Here is a 17,954-nt window from a genome sequence, read left to right as displayed (position 1 = left end):
AGAATGACTCCTTTCGTTGATCTTTTATGATTCTTTGTTTTTCAGCTTGCAAATACCCTGCGTCATGGTTCCCATCGGGCAAAACGCACACCATGTCCGGGGCTTGTAGAGAACCATAACGATCAGACCCAGCAGCAGAGAGGTCAGCATGAGGCCATATAAGCCAAAGCTGAACTGCGCCACCCAATCAGAGACTGTACCGGCTGTATAAGTCCAGCTCCACGGCACACGGAATGTCCAGAACAGCTTAACGGCCTCCCGCAGGGACGCAGCACCCGCAGCGACCAGATATGTCTGGAACACCATGTTGCCGAACATCGTCAGGAAAAAGAGCAAAAAGCCATAACGGAACCACTTAGAGGACATCCAGCGGGGCGTTGGCTTGCAGCGGGAGCATTTAAGGTCTGTCCCCAGCTTGCTGAACAGTTGACCCCGTCCGCAGAGGTGGTTGCAAAAGAATTTGTTCCCGCCGAAGATGGCTAAGAACAGCGGCAAGAGAAAATCGATCATGCCCAGCCACGCGAACAGGATATTGAAAAAGCCCAGTGCAAAATAGATGATGGCATATACCCACAGGTAATCGTACCAATGCTTTGCTTTCATGCGTCAGCCCTCACTTTCACCTCAATGCAGCCGACGGGACAGAGCTTTGCGCACTTCCCGCAACCTACGCAGCGTTCTTTCTGTACTACCGCATAACAGCCGCAATGCACCTGAACAGCTTCCAGCGGGCAGGTATTTTCGCACACACCGCAGGCAACGCATCGCAGCTTATCTATGACAGCCAGTTTCTTTGACAGCATGATGCTCCTCCTTTACTCCTGCAAGGACTTATAGTAAAGCATACAGTGGCAAAACCCCTCGAAGTCTGGGTCTGCGATCTGCTCCTTGAACTCCTGACATATACATTTGGTTGCCTCTGTGCGCTCTATGCGGCAGGGACAGTATCCGCCGGTGCGCTTGAGTCCCTCCCTGATGGTCTGAACGACCTCTTGATCTGGATTGAGTTTGATTTTCATGTTCGCCACCTCTTTCTTTATCGTGGCTTTATCATACCGCATGGCAAAGCATTTTTCTGTGACGAGGTCACATTACGGAAATTTTTGTACAAACCCAAAAGAGCCGTGAAGCGGTATCTTACATACTGCTTCACGGCTCTTTGTTTATAGGTTTTGTTGTGCTTCCTTACTCAGCCACAGAAAACTGGTCTTTGCCAACTGAACATAAGGGGCATTCAAAATCATCCGGAATATCTTCCCATTTTGTACCCGGTGCAATGCCGCCTTCCGGATAGCCCTTTTCTTCATCGTATTCCCAATCACACACATCACATACATATTTCATAATGAGTTTGTTATATCTAACTTGTTTCAAGTATATTGAACAAATCACATTTCGTCAAGAAATTACTTCAGATGCCAAAAGGGACACATCGGCGATATGTCTCATCTGCCAATGTGCCCTCTTTATTTAATCAAATCAAGCAATTAGTGAAGCGGTTGATTTTATCCGCTTGACTAATTAAAAGTCAACCTCTGTACCATAATATGTGCATGTAAGAAGTTTCTCCATATTTGCAGGATCGATTGCTCTCGGGTTGGAGCCTGTACATGCATCACCAACTGCAAGCTCTGCGATTTTGGCAACTTTTTCTTTAAATTCTTCTTCCTGGATTCCGAAGTCTTTTAATGTCTTTGGAATGTTCAATCTTACATTAAACTCGTCAATCTTCTCGCAGAGGCTGTTGATCAGTGCCTGCTGGCATGTTCCTTCCAGTCCCATTCTTCTTGCAATCTCAGCATAACGTTCTGCTGCTACAGGATCTTTTGCATTGTATTTGATTACATATGGAAGATAAATTGCGTTTGCGCATCCGTGCGGAATATGTCCTGTAGAGAATGCTGCACCTGTCTTATGAGCCATGGAATGTACAATACCAAGCAGTGCATTGGAGAATGCCATTCCTGCCAGACACTGTGCATAATGCATCTGCTCACGTGCTTCCATATTCTTATTATAAGATGCCGGCAGATATGCCAGAACCATCTCGATTGCCTGCAGTGCAAGCGGGTCTGTATACGGACAGTGAAGCGTAGAAACATATGCTTCAATTGCATGTGTTAATGCATCCATACCTGTATATGCTACCTGTTTTACAGGAAGTCCCTCAACCAGTTCCGGATCAACAATTGCTACATCCGGTGTGATGTTGAAATCTGCCAGAGGATATTTAATCCCTGTATGATAGTCTGTGATTACGGAAAAAGCAGTAACTTCTGTAGCAGTTCCTGATGTAGATGGAATTGCTGCAAATTTTGCTTTCTGCCTTAATTCAGGGAAACCAAATGGTGTGATAAGATTTTCAAATTTTGTATCCGGATATTCATAGAATGTCCACATTGCCTTCGCTGCATCGATTGGGGATCCGCCGCCCATCGCTACGATCCAGTCCGGCTGGAATTCCTGCATTATCTTTGCACCTTTCATAACAGTTTCTACTGACGGATCCGGTTCAACACCTTCGATCAGCTGAACTTCCATTCCGCCTTCTTTTAAATAATTAACTGCTTTGTCCAGGAATCCCTGACGTTTCATTGAGCCGCCGCCTACAACAAGAACTGCTTTCTTTCCTTTTAAATTCTTTAATTCTTCGAGACATCCTTTTCCATGGTAAATGTCTCTTGGTAATGTAAATCTTGCCATTGCTGTTATCTCCTTAAAAAATTATGTCTGTTTACATGTTACTGCAGAAGGCATTCACTTCTTCTGTTCGCTTGCATTATATCATTGTTAATTTTATAACGCAATAATTTTTTGAATCATTTTCATTTTTGATATTTTTTATCGTTTTTCCTATATTATCATCATATATTTACTGTTTTTTTATTATATGCTATTACCTTAGTACTATTCTCCTTATATAAATTGTTATATTTTTAACTTTTGTATCATGTAAATATTCGCAATTGAGGCAGATACCCCTTTATATCAGCAAAGCTAATGTTCCTGCAACTATAAGCAGCAGTCCTGATTGCAGTTCCAAGATTTGAATTGACATCCTGAATTCCAATCTTTCCCAAAATAGAGGTAAGACTGGCAAAAACAGCGGAACCGACTGCATAAAGCTGCCACTTCTTATCTTCTGCCTTCTCCTTTGTTTCCTTTTTCTGTATCATCAAATAAGTACCGATACCGATAAGAATCATTGAAACAAATTTCAGCCACGTTATTTCTTCCCTGAGAAAAATAAAAGCCAGCAGTTTCATGGAGTCTGACCCCGAGTATTACCTGACATAAGCGGCAACCTGACCATGCATCCGTCCGGAGAGTGGGGACTGGCCTATTCCTATAGCAATGATACGGAGAAAATAACATTCCAGGATGGCAACATACTCAAAGAACCCTGGATCTTAACCTCAATGGATGATGACAAAACACGAACCGGTATTTTTAAACAAGTCAGTCTGATTAAGATTGGAAATGAACATATTATGGTATATGGATTTCTTGTCGGAGATGATGCCCCCTATAAAATAGCAGTATATGATTAGGATGAAAACCAGCAGCTGCTTCTTGGTCGTGATCCATCCGATGATTCTGCTTCTTTTGGCTACATCACCGTAGTAGCAGAGACAGCAAACGGATATATTGCAACAGATGGAAATGCCAGAATACTCTACTTCTGGTCAAAAGACGGAACTCTTCTCGGTAAAATACAATGCAGTGATATTTTCGGAATCAGATACCCCTGGCTTGAAGATATGAAAGTCGCAGACGATGGTTCTGTAATGCTTCTTATGACACAGAAGCGAGAAGATGAATCCGCAAGTGAATTAATGGTATTCAGGCTTACTGGTTTCTGATACATTGTAAGTGGGTAATCATATTGAGGTCTGCCATTTGCAACATTCTGTCTGTGCAAAAGGCAGACCTCTGACAATTATCCTAACTTTTCGGAAAACAAATCCTTTTTAATTTCTCCCTGTTTATCATAACACCCTTTCCTAGTTCCTGGAAACTTGTCAATCAAAGCCAATAAAATCTGTGGCTCATCTGAAAAAACTGTCATCCAAACAGAGAAAAATCCATCTGAGGTAGCTGTCATTATAATTTGTTCTTTCATATCATTCTGAAACCATTCAGGAGCATCTTTTACATGCCTTACGCCGACAGGGTTACAGAGTTCTGATTGTGGAACGGCATCTTGTATTCTACAAGGTCAACGAATCTCAGCAGAGCGTAAACCATTTACGCTGTTGTGGATGGCTGAATATTCTTGTGCGGGCACCGGATTATTCAGATGGCAGGCGGGAATATCGAAATTTATTATAATAAAAAAACCTCTTTCTATTCTTTTGAAAGAGGTTTTTTAAGTTCAAATATGAAAGACCACAATAAGCTGTTAAGACTTGCAACAACACATGCAAACAGATTTCTGTTGTATTATAATAGAAGATCCATGTATCAAGTAATTAGTTCATTTTGGTCATGAAAGAAGTTCGCTATCGCCAAGCAACAACAAAAAAAGACACCCACAGTTAATTCCGAACCCTGTGAGTGTCCCAAAACGAAAGGAATAATGATGGACGGCTTTTCTTGCTGTCCATATTTGTATTGTAGCAGATACTGCAAGCCGAACAAACTGGTACGAAAAAAATGCTAAGAAAGCTTTACCACTCTCCTTCCCTGATTACAGATTCTCGACTTCCTTGATCAGGCTGGACATCTCATACCGTCCCAGTTCTTCTTTTAGCTTGTCAATGTCCACACAAAGTTTTAAATCCTCAATTCCGCAGCTGATGTCAATATCCCGCTTCATGGTTGCCAGCTTCTCACTTAAGTATACCATCTCCCGGTTTGTCTTTAATGCTTTTAAAGGACTTCTGCCAATCCCCAGGTATTCTTTCCAGAAACCATTCAGCTCTTTTTCCTTTTTTGCAACTCCCTCACAGTCATCGATGGCTGCATAGATCTCATCCAGGGATTTATACTCATCCACCAAAGAGGCCGCCGCGGAAGAAACACCTTTGCATCCCGGTATCCCGTCTCCAGGATCTCCGGTGATTGCCAAAAGTACCGGGATCTGCTGCGGATACACACCTTCTTCTGCATATACGATTTCCGGAGTATACTCAAACACATTTGCCGGAAGGGATTCATATACATCGTTTCCAAAAAGCCCATAAGTTTCCTTGAGCTGTTCCAGCTTATCCTTATTTACCACACGCCACATACGGGTGTATTCACTTACAACCTGGAAATAGTCATGATCCTTGGTAAGTACATAGGTCTGAAGATCCGGTCCCTCAAACTTCTCCACCAGTGAGGCTGCATAGTCATCTGCCTCATAGTCGTCACTCATGAACACGGCACAACCGATCTCCTGAAGAAATTCCTCCATCTGGATAAACTGCTCTTTTAATGGTTTCGCGGTCTCTTTTCGGTTTGCCTTATAGAAGTCCGCTCCAAGCTCCGTCCTTCTGAACGTATCCCTGGTCTTATCAAACACAAAAGCTACATATTCCGGTTTTACCTTCTTATATATCCCAAGTAATGTCCGCAGCATGGTAAACATGGCATTTGTGTATTTCCCATCAGAAGTATGCAGGATCTGTCCGTAATGTTTCTCCTTCTCTTCTTCAGTTTTTGCAAAAAGTATACTTTTGGGAAGATTCCCGTAATAAGACGTAGACAGCATTGATGAGCCGTCTATGATCAGTAATTTGGGCATTTGTTTGTCCTCTTTTCTTTCCGCGGAATGCATATAGATTTCTTGTTTCAGAACATATATGCTTTCTGCAATAATCTTCGATATTATTCTTTGACTTTTTATTCCAAAACACTTCGAGAATCATGACCTAATGTGCTTCCGGAATCTGACTGCTCCTGCACTTTTCAGAAAAAGCACTAAACAATCTTCTATTTTATATCACACAAAGCCATGTTGCTGCAAGTGGGATATTTTCTCACATCATTAATGGCAATGTAATTCTCCGGCATAATGATCTCCCCATATGCTTTAATCCTTTTTCTCACTCAGTTTTCGATCGTATATATCTGCGCCACCAATACCGCTTCCGCAGCTCATCACATAACAGACATTCTTCGCCCCGACAAATTCTGTCTGTCCGATCCAGTCAGAAACCACATGCGGGATTCTCCATGCATAAGTCGGTACCACCACTACCAGATTCTCTCCTGTCTTAACAGACCCGGTATCGCCCGATTTGATCCCTTTCATTCATACAAATCAGTTTTTCCTGCAGGCTGCCGGCAATCCTCTCTGCTATATACTTGCTGTTTCCTGTTCCTGAAAAAGTAAATAACCATGACACATCCTCCTTACATCCAAAAGATACCACATCCGAACAGGTTTCTCAATATCCGCGGAAGCCCTGCTCCAGTATCATTGATCTGTTTTCCATCAAACTCACCATATACAGAAAGTCAAAAAACACCGCAGATTTCTCTGCGGTGCAGCCCGGAAGTATAGCGATAACTTCATGACAAATCTTCATACCAATACGGAATTGTTCAAAAATCTTTCGGAGTCTTACTTGCTTAATTTATGACTGTATTATAAACTGACTTTCGTGATATTATCACACTATTACATAGTAAAAACTCTATTGGTTTTTCCAACAGGGTTCTATCGATTACTCATTTAAGAAGATTCAACTACTCTGAGCTGAAAGCTAATTATATTTCTTGCATAACTTTTTATTTTTATACATATAAGCATCTGCCTCATCCAATAACATCTGCATTGTACCTGACATATCATCGGAGGATAATGCCCATCCGCAGGCATAGTCGATTGGTATTTGATTTTCATAACTATTTAATCTGTCTCTTTCTCTGTACAATGATTTTAATATCACCTTAATTTCCGCCTCGCTTGTATGATAAATGACTGCTATAAACTCATCTCCGCCATATCTTCCAACAAAATCCTTTTCTGGAATAACACTGCGCAAAAGCTTTGCGAAATTCAATATTAACTGATCTCCTGCGGAATGTCCCATTGTATCATTTACAGTTTTTAGATTATTTAAATCAAACATTATGCATGCTGTAGGATCTGTAATTATATCTTTTTTATTAAGTAGCTCATTACAGGCATTTTTATTTGGCAGTCCAGTATAGGCATCTATGAATGCTTTCTGTTCCAGCAGTCTGTTTTGCATTGCCATCTGCATTGCCCTTAGAGTCTGCATAATAACCAATATCACCAGACTCAACATATCAAGTGCCGACAGAAACTCTATGGTACGAATCTTTATAGCAATCTTTTCTGAATAGCTTTCTGCGGCAGAGACAGTTTCATCTGCCATCGTAAAATATATTTCACTCATATTAACAATGTCTGTATTTTCGTATCCCTTGTTTCTTACTGCTTCAATCTCTTTTTTTAATTTATCCCAGTAATCACTCTGAATTTGCAATTTTTCCAGATATTCTTCGTCATTGAGTTTTACCAGATCATAATGTCCATCCTGATATCTTAATCCAAGAAAAATATCATCCAAATATTTAATTAATTCTTCATTTTGGTTTCCTGTAATTTCTAATTTTACTTCGCGCTGTGTAGCTCCACGTACTAGGCCTGCATAATTTATTACGCGTGCTGTCCCCTGTAGCCTACTAATCTGAATCATCATAAAAATAATAAGAACTACTAATATCAATATAAGGACACTCTGTATAATACCTATTATATTTTTACTTTTTTTCTTGTTTGTCTGCATTTTACAGTTTATCCTGAACCTTAAATAATATTCATTTCAATAACTATGCCATTCCTTTACTTTCTCCCTGCATTTTGGGCAAATACCTTTAAATGAAATATCCAAATCCAAAAATTCGATTCCATGAGTGTTATGAATTCTTTCCAGCAAATCCGGTATTTCATCCATATCCACATCTGAAACTTCACCGCATTTTGTACACCTGACATGGTAATGATTTTTCAATGAAAAATCGAACCTATTCGCTCCATCCGGAACTTCAACCTTCCTTAACGAACCCTCATCTACCAATATATCAAGATTTCTATATACAGTTCCTTTTCCGATTGTAGGATATGCTGCTTTTATATCTTGCGTTCGATTGTTTCCAACTCCCGCCGTTTTTTTCTATCAGTTTTTTCTGATTTAACAACTTATCTTCTATCACGTCGATGTCTCTGTTTCCCAAAAACTCTCCAATCTGACCCAATGGCATATCCAAAACGCGCAAGTAACGAATCGTATTTAAAACCTCAAACTGACGTGCACTATAATAGCGATAGCCTGTTTCCGGATCTGTGTATTCTGGTTTCAACAAACCTGCCTGTTCATAATGCCGCAGGCTGCCAACACTGATATGAAACATTTTTGCCACATCACCAATCTGGAATAATTTTTTATTCTCCAAGCTGTTTCTCCTCATGAATTATGTCTGTCATTTTCTGATCAAAACAAGCATCAACCTGTGAAGCGATTTCTCCATCAAGCCATCCTTTTTCTACCATATCATTTAAAATACCGTAAGCTTTTTCATGTGGCATTCCCTGTTTATACGGGCGGCTTTCTGTCAGTGCCTGATAAATATCGACACACGCCATGATGCGTTCCTGTGTGTTTAATTCAGCAGCTGTTTTTCCAAATGGATAGCCTGTCCCGTCCAGTCTTTCATGGTGAAAGGCAGCCCAGTCACGTATCTCTTCAAAATCATCGATTTCTGACAGAATATAATAAGTATATGCTGCATGGTGTTTCATAACTGCAAACTCATCATCCGTCAGTCTTCCCGGCTTCTCCAGAATTTTGTTACCTATGGCAACCTTTCCAATGTCATGCAGCGCTCCTGCAAGATACATTTTCTGCATTGTCTCCTCATCAAATCCCATAAATCTGGATAATTTCTCAGCATCTGCCGCCACACCTATGGAGTGTGTACTCGTAAATGGTGATTTATAGTCTACGATGCGTGCGAAAAATTTCGCCAGTGCTTTAATCTGTTCAAAGCTAAGATCTTGTTTTGTACGCGGCACTCTGTTCCATAAACGAGTCTCCACATCTTTTTCTCCAAGTGACAGAAAATGTTGTTCAGAAAAAGCATGTCTAAATGCTTCTATACATTCTTCATCCGCTATAGAACCTGTGATTTCCTGAAGAAATGCTTCTACCTTCTGCCAGGTGTCTGAATCAAAAGAATCACTGCAGCAGACCTGGTCAAGCAGATCGCATAGATGGATAATTCGTGCAAAAACCGGTACTTCTGTCCATTTTTTTCCAAAAGGTCCACTTCCATCTGCATTCTCATGATGATACAAAATGACATTCTTTATATCCGTATGGGATGGAATGTCTTTCATGTTCTTCTCACCTGCCGCACAGTGAATTCCCAGCTCCAGTGGAATCGCCGAACCTATTGCACTTGCAATATCATTGTGTAATTCTTCCTGAATATATTGAGTCAGTGCATTATCATGTAACAACGCACCGGCTGTCAGATCCTGCAGATTCTCCCCCTGAATTCCCATCTGTTCTGCCATGCAGACACTCATATATGCAACACGCTTCGCATGCTTATCTGTTACATGCACTAACTCTGCTTCCACACAGTCCAATGCATAGGAACACGCTCCCAACAATCCCAAAACATCTAATTTCATCCCCTTTTGTCTCCTGTCTGTATTATATATCTGACAGTTATTTTATCACAAAAAATTTATATAAAAAAGGTTTCATTATTATTTATACAAAAATAACAGGCAAATCTTTATCTGCATAATTATCAAATAAAAGACGGGATTGTATATCATCATTATTATATTGTCAATAATATAGTAATAATTCTCATTATTACTAAAAGATGCCCATGCTGAGCATCTTTAATCTAAATCATTGTTCTATTTTTCGTTCAAAAACATATTCAGTATCTGATGATAAATCAGACCGGAATGAATAACCAAGTCTGTCGAATTTCTTAATATCCACCGGATTCTCAATATTATTTTCTGCCATAAATCTGACCATTTCACCACGAGCCATCTTGGCATATGTACCTTTTGTTACCATTTTATCTCCAAAAGCTTCACAAAATGTAACCGAAATATATCTGTCCTGTGGTGTCAAATACTTTTCTATACATTTTGAGTATTCTTTTGATGCAAGATTAATGATAATCCTGCTGTCATCTATTACTGAACGGTATAACAAGTCACCCCAGTACTCATACAGATTTTTGGAATCTCCAATCCTGATCTTTGCCTGCATTTCCAAACGATAAGGTGTCACACCATCCATTGGTTTCAGAGCACCATAAAATGCAGACAATATTCTCAAATGATTTTGCACATACTCAAGCTGCATATCTTCAAACACGGATGGAGCCATATATTGAAAAGCAATTCCTTCATATGATAACACAGCTGGAGTAAGTAAATGATAAAGATCCATGTTTTCAAATCTATTGAAGTTCTGTTCTGTAATTTTGTCATTACATTTCCAGATAGTCTTCAATTCTTCTTTTGACTTACTTTTCAACCAACTCTGTATCTCAGTCGTCTTTTCAATAAATTCAGGCAATGCATCCGGTGCTATGCTGTCAATATCTGTAATCATCTTTTTAGCAGGGGATAATATTATCTTCATTAATCTAATTCCTTAAGCATATTTTCAGGATCATCTGCAGCCTTGACTTTATCATTTGCCTTTATAATAATCCCCTGTTCATCAATAAGATATGTGGTTCTTACTACTCCCATAGAGACTTTTCCATAATTTTTCTTTTCTTTCCATACATCATAAGCTTCAATAACTTTCCGCTCTGGATCTGCTAAAAGTGTAAATGCCAATCCATATTTTTCCTCAAATCTCTTATGAGAGGATACAGAATCCTTACTGACTCCAAGAATAACTGCTCCTTTTTCGGTAAACTGAGGGTATCGCTCAGAAAATCCACATGCCTGTTTCGTGCATCCCGCTGTATTATCCTTGGGATAGAAATATAAAATCACTTTTTTTCCTGTATAATCCGATAATCTATGTATTTTCCCATTTTGATCGGGCAACTCAAAATCAGGTGCCTTAATTCCTACTTCCAACATTATTTATCCCTCCCTTTCTGTATCTTTCTCTTTATTCGCCTTTTTCTTCCTATTCCCGGTAATCATTTTATGACCCGTATATATCGCCATTACCATACATAACATAGAACTTAAAGCAAAGTATTTATGACTTGATTTTAGCTTTTTATATCCAGTGTAATAAGTCCCAAACATTGTAATTAATGCTCCAACTGACCAATATTTATGTGCTTTCATATAATTCCTCCATTTTTTCAGTGTATTCAATTGTAATTATACTCTACCACATTCCTATGTCAATTTGATAATAGCGCATTCCTATAAATTTTTCAGAATATCATGGGTGAAAAAAATTGGTTGATCCATTGCATAGGCAACCGGCATATCAAGATAATCAACCTTGTTCATTTTTTCTCCATCGATAGAAATTACTCCCGTATAATTTTTGTCATAATTCGAAAGTATATTCAAAAGGGTAGTCTTTCCAGCTCCATTTCTTCCAACAAGTCCATAAATACAAGTATTTCCAATCCGTAAAGCATCTGCAAATATTACTGCATTTCTTCACAGAGGAACTTCGGCATTTTGATCATACGATTACTTTTCTTTGTTTTCGGTGTGGTAATCACATCTTCGCCGTATAATCGCTGATAGGACTACGCTGGGTTTACTAAGTATTTTTGTTTATTTAAACTAAACTACAATTATTGTAATACCCGAAACACCAGAAAATCACTTCAAAAAAAAGGTGCCACTGCCTGACGTCCTTTTCCGTCAGGCAATAGCACCTTTGTCATATTTTATCTTATTTTTACAGATAGGAATATCCCATCAGTGATTCATCTACCGCCTTTGCAGCTTCCCTGCCTTCACGGATTGCCCATACTACCAGCGACTGGCCTCTGTGCATGTCTCCTGCTGTGAAGACTTTGTCTACGGAGGTCTGATACTGGTCTGGTTTTGTATCTACATTGGTTCTTCCGTTAATGGCTACCTTAAATGCGTCTGTTACATATTTCTCACTGCCAAGGAATCCGGCTGCGATGAGAACTACATCTACAGGGATGACTTCTTCAGTACCTTCTACCGGTACCATCATCATTCGTCCTGTTTTCGGATCTTTTTCACTCTTTAATTTCGTGAGTTTGGCCTGGCAGACATTGCCGTTTTTATCTTTGATAAATTCTGTAACAGTAGTCTGGTATACTCGTGGATCATGTCCGAATACAGCGATTGCTTCTTCCTGTCCATAGTCTGTTTTGAGGACTCTCGGCCACTGTGGCCATGGGTTGGATGGTGTTCTTTCTACAGGCGGCTTCGGCATCATCTCTAACTGGATCACAGATTTGGCACCCAGGCGGATGGAAGTTCCCACACAGTCATTTCCTGTATCACCACCACCGATGACCAGAACATTTTTACCTTTTGCAAGTTCATATGGAACTTTGGCAAAGTCAGAATCCAACAGCGCTTTTGTTACCTGTCCCAGGAAATCTACTGCGAAATAGATTCCTTTTGCATCCCTTCCCGGAACTTTGATGTCTCGTGGATTGGATGCTCCGCAGGCAAGGATGACGCGGTCGAACTGTTTCAGAAGTTCTTCTGCTTTGATCTCCTTTCCTACGTTTACATTTGTAACGAATTTAACTCCCTCTTCTTCCATAAGATGGATTCTTCTGTCAACAACAGCTTTGTCCAGCTTCATGTTAGGGATACCGTAGCGGAGAAGTCCGCCTACACGGTCTTTTCTTTCAAATACAGTTACACTGTGGCCTCGTCTGTTTAACTGCTGGGCTGCTGCCAGTCCGGAGGGACCGCTTCCGATGACTGCAATAGATTTGCCTGTGCGTACTTCTGGAATCTGCGGAGTTACCCATCCGTTCTCATAGGCTGTCTCAATAATCGCACGTTCGTTTTCTTTGGTGGACACCGGTTCTCCGTTTATATTACAGGTGCAGGCTGCTTCGCAGAGTGCAGGGCAGACACGTGAAGTAAATTCCGGAAAGCTGTGTGTCTTGCTCAGTCTTAAGAATGCCTGTTTCCAGTTGCCTGTATAAACCAGATCATTTGTCTCAGGTACAAGGTTGTGCAGAGGGCAACCGGATGCCATACCGCCGATCATCATACCCGACTGGCAGAATGGGACACCGCATGCCATGCAGCGTGCACCCTGAAGTTTCTGTTTTTCTTTATTTAACGGGGTCCTGAATTCTTTGAAATTTGCAATGCGGACCTTTGGCGGCAGAACCTTTGCCGTCTCTCTTTTATACTCTAAAAATCCCGTAGGTTTTCCCATGATTTCCTCTCCTCTCTCAATGCTTGGCGCCAATACTTTCGTAGAACGCTTCCATCTGTGCCTGCTGACTGTTCAGACCTTTTTCTTCCAGTTTTGCACTTAAAGTAATCATCTTCTTGTACTCATTCGGAATGAGTTTCTTAAAGTGCGGCAGATAATAATCAAAGTCAGCCAGAACTTTCGCACCGAGTTTGGAACCTGTTGCTTCTACATGAGCTTCAATCAGGTCGCGAAGTTCTTTTCTGTCATATTTGTTTTCCACTTTTTCGATGGAAATCATGGCTTTGTTCAGGTTCTTGTAAAGAACATTATCCACATCCAGTACATATGCGATACCGCCGCTCATACCTGCTGCAAAGTTCTTGCCAGTCTTACCAAGTACGACTACGCGGCCGCCTGTCATATATTCACAGCCATGTTCTCCTACACCTTCTACAACTGCAGATGCACCGGAGTTACGGACTGCGAAACGCTCACCTGCAACACCATTGATAAATGCAGTACCACTGGTTGCACCGTAAAGGGCAACATTACCTACGATAATATTCTCTTCTGCTTTGTATGCAGCTTTCTCCGGAACCTTCAGGATCAGTTTACCACCGGAAAGTCCTTTTCCAAAGTAATCATTGCTGTCACCGGTCAGTTCCAGTGTAAGTCCCTTGGGGATAAATGCGCCGAAGCTCTGTCCGCCGGCACCATTGCAGTGTACAGTGATAGTGTCATCTGCAAGTCCGTTTTTATTCTTTCTGGTGATTTCTGCACCAAGGATGGTTCCGAATGTACGGTCAATGTTTGTCAGATTTACAGAAAACTCTGTTTTCTGGCCTTTATTGATGGCATTTGCACATTTCTTAACCAGAACTTTTTCATCCATGGTTTTTTCCAGCTCGAAATTATATACAGCCTTCGGGTCAAAGGTAACTTTCTGATTTTTACCTGCAAATGGGTTGTTCAGGATTGCACTTAAATCTACTTTACCCTGATGTGGTTCTGGTACATTGTCTGTCTGAACCAGAAGATCTGTACGTCCAACCATTTCGCTGACTGTACGGAATCCCAGTTTGGACATATACTCTCTTAATTCCTGTGCGATAAAGCGCATGAAATTCTCGACATATTCCGGTTTTCCTTTAAATCTCTTGCGGAGCTCCGGATTCTGTGTTGCCACACCAACCGGGCAGGTATCCAGATTACATACACGCATCATTACACAGCCCATAGTTACGAGAGGAGCTGTTGCAAAACCGAATTCCTCTGCACCCATCAATGCTGCGATCGCAACGTCACGGCCACTCATAAGCTTACCGTCTGTCTCAATGCGGACACGATTTCTCAGACCGTTTTTAAGCAATGTCTGATGTGTTTCTGCAAGTCCCAGTTCCCATGGAAGTCCTGCATTGTGGATAGAACTTCTTGGAGCTGCACCTGTACCTCCGTCATAACCTGAGATCAGGATCGTCTGTGCACCTGCTTTGGCAACACCTGCTGCGACTGTGCCCACACCTGCTTCAGATACCAGTTTGACAGAAATATCTGCATATTTATTTGCGTTCTTAAGGTCATAGATTAGCTGTGCCAGGTCCTCGATAGAATAGATATCGTGGTGCGGTGGCGGGGAGATCAGGCTGACACCCGGTGTGGAATGACGGGTTTTGGCAATCCATGGATATACCTTCTTTGCAGGAAGATGTCCGCCTTCACCCGGTTTTGCACCCTGTGCCATCTTGATCTGGATTTCTCTTGCAGATACAAGGTAACGGCTGGTTACACCGAAACGTCCGCTGGCAACCTGTTTGATCGCGGAGCATCTGTCATCGCTGCTTCCTGCGGAATCCAGTCTTTCATCACTTTCACCACCTTCACCTGTATTGGATTTTCCATGGAGGTGATTCATGGCGATTGCCAGTGTCTCATGTGCTTCCTGTGAAATGGAGCCATAAGACATGGCACCTGTCTTAAATCGTTTTACGATATCATCTACGCTCTCCACTTCTTCAAGGGGAACCGGAGTCTCAGCAAACTTAAAGTCCAGAAGTCCTCTTAAGTTTCCGTGGTTTTCTTTATCTACCAGATCTGTATACTGTTTGAACAGATCGTAGCTTCCTGTCCATGTGGACTGCTGCAGAAGATGAATAGTCTGAGGATTGTAACGATGTTCCTCTCCCTGACTTCTCATCTTGTGTGCGCCTACGCTGTCCAGAGTCAGGTCTGTAGGAAGTCCTAATGGGTCAAATGCTTCTGAGTGAAGCTTCTCTACATTCTCTTCAATATCATCCAGAGTGATTCCGCCTACACGACTGACTGTACCAGTAAAGTATTTCTCGATTACATCTGAGGAAATACCGATTGCCTCAAAGATCTGAGATCCCTGATAAGACTGGATGGTGGAAATACCCATCTTGGAAGCAATCTTTACAATACCGCTGATCACTGCATGATTGTAGTCATCTACTGCTGCATAATAGTCTTTCTCCAGCATATGGCTGTCGATCAGTTCATGAATGGTCTCAAGGGCAAGGTACGGGTTGATGGCACTTGCACCATAACCAAGCAAGGTTGCAAAGTGATGTACTTCTCTTGGTTCTCCGGATTCCAGGATAATTGCAAGGGAGGTACTCTTTTTCGTCTTTACAAGATGCTGATGAACTGCGGATACTGCCAGAAGTGACGGAATCGGCATATGGTTTTCATCTACTCCCCTGTCTGAAAGAACGAGGATGTTTGCACCCTCACGGAATGCTTTATCTACTTCTACGAAAAGACGATCGATCGCTCTCTCCAGTTTCGTACTCTTATAGTATAAGGTAGAAACAACCGCTGTCTTGAAGCCCTCATGTTTGAAGCTCTTAATCTTCATCATGTCTGTATTTGTCAGGATCGGATTATTGATCTTTAATACCTGACAGTTTTCCGGTTTCTGCTCCAGCAGGTTTCCGTCTTTACCTACATAAACACTCGTGCTGGTAACGATTTCCTCACGGATTGCATCGATCGGAGGGTTGGTAACCTGTGCAAAGAGCTGTTTGAAGTAGTCAAATAATGGTCTGTTCTGTTTGGAAAAGACTGCAAGTGGGGTATCCACACCCATGGCGCCGATGCTCTCTGCTCCGTTTAATGCCATGTTTCTGATGGAAGTACGGTACTGCTCATAAGTATAACCGAATGCTTTCTGCAGACGTGCTCTCTGCTCAGGTGTATATTCTTCCGGTCTTTCGTTAGGAATCTTGATGTCTTTTAACTGTACCAGATGACTATCCAGCCATTCACCGTATGGCTGCATTTTTGCATATCCCTCTTTCAGTTCATTGTCATCGATTACTTTTCCCTTTACAGTATCTACAAGAAGCATTTTTCCAGGATGAAGACGCTCTTTTAATACAATCTTCTCTTCCGGAATCGGCAGAACACCCACTTCTGAGGAAAGGATCATGTAACCATCGGAGGTAATATAATATCTGGATGGACGAAGACCGTTTCTGTCAAGAACTGCACCCATCACATCACCATCTGAGAAAAGAATGGAAGCAGGTCCATCCCATGGCTCCATCATGGTTGCATAATACTGATAGAAATCACGTTTTGCCTGAGAAATTGTATCGTTGTTTGCCCATGGTTCAGGAATTGTGATCATCACTGCCAGCGGAAGTTCCATACCACTCATTACCAGAAATTCCAGTGTATTGTCAAGCATTGCAGAGTCGGAACCATTTCTGTTTACAACAGGGAGCACTTTATGAAGCTGTCCCTCCAGATATGGAGATTCCATGTTTTCTTCTCTTGCAAGCATCTTATCTGCGTTGCCGCGGATGGTGTTGATCTCACCGTTGTGTACCATAAAACGGTTAGGATGTGCCCTCTCCCAGCTTGGATTTGTGTTGGTACTGAAACGGGAATGTACCATGGCGATTGCAGATTCATAATCCGGGTTCTGAAGGTCTTCGAAGAAAGTACGAAGCTGTCCAACCAGGAACATACCTTTGTAAACGATAGTACGGCTGCTCATGGAAACTACGTAAGTGTTATCATTACTCTGCTCAAACTCACGTCTTGCAATGTAGAGCATACGGTCAAATGGAAGACCTTTTTCCACATCTTCCGGTTTTTTGATAAATGCCTGCATAATGCATGGCATACATTCTCTGGCTTTATGTCCAAGTACCTCCGGGAATACCGGAACCTGACGCCATCCAAGGAGCTCCAGACCTTCTTTTTCAAGGATGATCTCAAACATCTTCTTTGCCTGTGCACGTTTGATCTCGTGCTGTGGGAAGAAAAACTGTGCGATACCGTATTCTCTCTCATCGCCAATTTCAAATCCCTCTTTCTTACAGGCTTTTTTGAAAAATTTATGAGAAATCTGAAGAAGAATACCTACACCATCACCGGTTTTGCCTTCTGCATCTTTACCTGCACGGTGCTCCAGATGTTCTACGATTTTTAATGCGTTTGCAACAGTATCGTGGGTTTTCTTTCCTTTGATATTGACAACTGCTCCGATACCGCAGTTGTCATGTTCAAATTCAGGCCGGTACAGACCTTGTTGTTGCTGTTGTTCTCTCACTTCTTTCATAATCTCCTCATCCT

General features: G+C 41.5%; 18 protein-coding genes and 3 pseudogenes. 1 reads left to right on the top strand and 20 read right to left on the bottom strand.

Translation table 11 applies throughout. The annotated features are described in order from the left end of the window. Positions 1-24: 24 nt before the first annotated feature. The 6 genes and pseudogenes from WKT11_RS06655 to WKT11_RS06630 all read right to left on the bottom strand — a co-directional run. Positions 25-603: a 4Fe-4S binding protein gene (locus tag WKT11_RS06655; protein WP_119244986.1), complete on the bottom strand. Its 579-nt coding sequence runs from the start codon at positions 601-603 to the stop codon at positions 25-27. Beyond that, on the bottom strand, positions 600-803 hold the full coding sequence (locus WKT11_RS06650; RefSeq protein ID WP_055200398.1) for a 4Fe-4S binding protein: 204 nt from the start codon (positions 801-803) through the stop codon (positions 600-602). Before WKT11_RS06650 ends, WKT11_RS06655 begins: the two co-directional genes overlap by 4 nt. Before the next feature lie 12 nt (positions 804-815). Beyond that, entirely contained in the window at positions 816-1,061 is a 246-nt protein-coding gene (locus WKT11_RS06645; RefSeq protein ID WP_119244987.1) for a ferredoxin-thioredoxin reductase catalytic domain-containing protein, read from the bottom strand. Positions 1,062-1,185: 124 nt separating this feature from the next. Then, the gene (locus WKT11_RS06640; protein WP_340283351.1) at positions 1,186-1,344 is read right to left on the bottom strand and encodes a rubredoxin; all 159 of its coding nucleotides are present in this window, start codon (positions 1,342-1,344) and stop codon (positions 1,186-1,188) included. Between the two features lie 177 nt (positions 1,345-1,521). After that, a complete protein-coding gene (locus tag WKT11_RS06635) occupies positions 1,522-2,703 on the bottom strand; it encodes an iron-containing alcohol dehydrogenase (protein ID WP_055200404.1) in 1,182 nt (393 codons plus the stop codon). Between the two features lie 320 nt (positions 2,704-3,023). Beyond that, positions 3,024-3,260: pseudogene (locus WKT11_RS06630) on the bottom strand (EamA family transporter); the annotation flags it as partial. Positions 3,261-3,419: 159 nt separating this feature from the next. Between WKT11_RS06630 and WKT11_RS06625 the strand changes: the two are divergent. After that, the gene (locus tag WKT11_RS06625; protein ID WP_271724938.1) at positions 3,420-3,551 is read left to right on the top strand and encodes a hypothetical protein; all 132 of its coding nucleotides are present in this window, start codon (positions 3,420-3,422) and stop codon (positions 3,549-3,551) included. Positions 3,552-3,940: 389 nt separating this feature from the next. Here the strand turns inward: WKT11_RS06625 and WKT11_RS06620 are convergent, their stop codons facing one another. From WKT11_RS06620 to gltB, 14 genes and pseudogenes are all read right to left on the bottom strand, one after another. After that, positions 3,941-4,123, bottom strand: coding sequence for a hypothetical protein (locus WKT11_RS06620; protein ID WP_119244989.1), 183 nt, complete (start codon positions 4,121-4,123; stop codon positions 3,941-3,943). A 567-nt stretch (positions 4,124-4,690) separates the two neighbouring features. Continuing rightward, a complete protein-coding gene (locus WKT11_RS06615; RefSeq protein WP_119244990.1) occupies positions 4,691-5,731 on the bottom strand; it encodes a 5'-3' exonuclease in 1,041 nt (346 codons plus the stop codon). Between the two features lie 288 nt (positions 5,732-6,019). Then, the gene (locus WKT11_RS06610) at positions 6,020-6,241 is read right to left on the bottom strand and encodes a hypothetical protein (protein WP_119244991.1); all 222 of its coding nucleotides are present in this window, start codon (positions 6,239-6,241) and stop codon (positions 6,020-6,022) included. A gap of 454 nt (positions 6,242-6,695) precedes the next feature. Further along, positions 6,696-7,748: a GGDEF domain-containing protein gene (locus WKT11_RS06605; RefSeq protein WP_119245126.1), complete on the bottom strand. Its 1,053-nt coding sequence runs from the start codon at positions 7,746-7,748 to the stop codon at positions 6,696-6,698. Positions 7,749-7,784: 36 nt separating this feature from the next. Beyond that, positions 7,785-8,096: pseudogene (locus WKT11_RS06600) on the bottom strand (Fur family transcriptional regulator); the annotation flags it as partial. Further along, positions 8,053-8,373, bottom strand: coding sequence for a MerR family transcriptional regulator (locus WKT11_RS06595; protein WP_243000330.1), 321 nt, complete (start codon positions 8,371-8,373; stop codon positions 8,053-8,055). The gene WKT11_RS06595 and the pseudogene WKT11_RS06600, both read right to left, overlap by 44 nt. 31 nt (positions 8,374-8,404) lie before the next feature. Then, positions 8,405-9,658 (bottom strand): HD-GYP domain-containing protein, encoded by a 1,254-nt coding sequence (locus WKT11_RS06590; protein ID WP_340283333.1) that lies wholly within the window; start codon positions 9,656-9,658, stop codon positions 8,405-8,407. 229 nt (positions 9,659-9,887) lie between these two features. Beyond that, positions 9,888-10,640, bottom strand: a complete 753-nt coding sequence (gene yaaA / locus WKT11_RS06585; protein WP_340283331.1) for a peroxide stress protein YaaA — start codon at positions 10,638-10,640, stop codon at positions 9,888-9,890. Continuing rightward, a complete protein-coding gene (gene bcp, locus WKT11_RS06580) occupies positions 10,640-11,095 on the bottom strand; it encodes a thioredoxin-dependent thiol peroxidase (protein WP_117846056.1) in 456 nt (151 codons plus the stop codon). Before bcp ends, yaaA begins: the two co-directional genes overlap by 1 nt. Positions 11,096-11,098: 3 nt before the next feature. Next, complete coding sequence (locus tag WKT11_RS06575) at positions 11,099-11,311, bottom strand: DUF6219 family protein (RefSeq protein ID WP_118136703.1); 213 nt, start codon at positions 11,309-11,311, stop codon at positions 11,099-11,101. Between the two features lie 81 nt (positions 11,312-11,392). Continuing rightward, positions 11,393-11,626, bottom strand: a complete 234-nt coding sequence (locus WKT11_RS19970; protein WP_117846054.1) for an ATP-binding cassette domain-containing protein — start codon at positions 11,624-11,626, stop codon at positions 11,393-11,395. A gap of 2 nt (positions 11,627-11,628) precedes the next feature. Continuing rightward, a pseudogene (locus WKT11_RS06570) lies at positions 11,629-11,730 on the bottom strand (site-specific integrase); the annotation flags it as partial. A gap of 155 nt (positions 11,731-11,885) precedes the next feature. Beyond that, positions 11,886-13,370, bottom strand: a complete 1,485-nt coding sequence (locus WKT11_RS06565; RefSeq protein WP_118136701.1) for a glutamate synthase subunit beta — start codon at positions 13,368-13,370, stop codon at positions 11,886-11,888. Between the two features lie 16 nt (positions 13,371-13,386). Further along, complete coding sequence (gene gltB / locus WKT11_RS06560; RefSeq protein WP_196002891.1) at positions 13,387-17,940, bottom strand: glutamate synthase large subunit; 4,554 nt, start codon at positions 17,938-17,940, stop codon at positions 13,387-13,389. Positions 17,941-17,954 lie beyond the last annotated feature (14 nt).

Origin of the sequence: Blautia sp. HCN-1074 (assembly GCF_037890165.1) — a bacterium.
In the GTDB taxonomy this organism is placed as follows: Bacteria; Bacillota; Clostridia; order Lachnospirales; family Lachnospiraceae; genus Blautia_A.
Note: the sequence above shows the minus strand (reverse complement) of the source record. Positions and strands in the feature narration are given on the sequence as shown.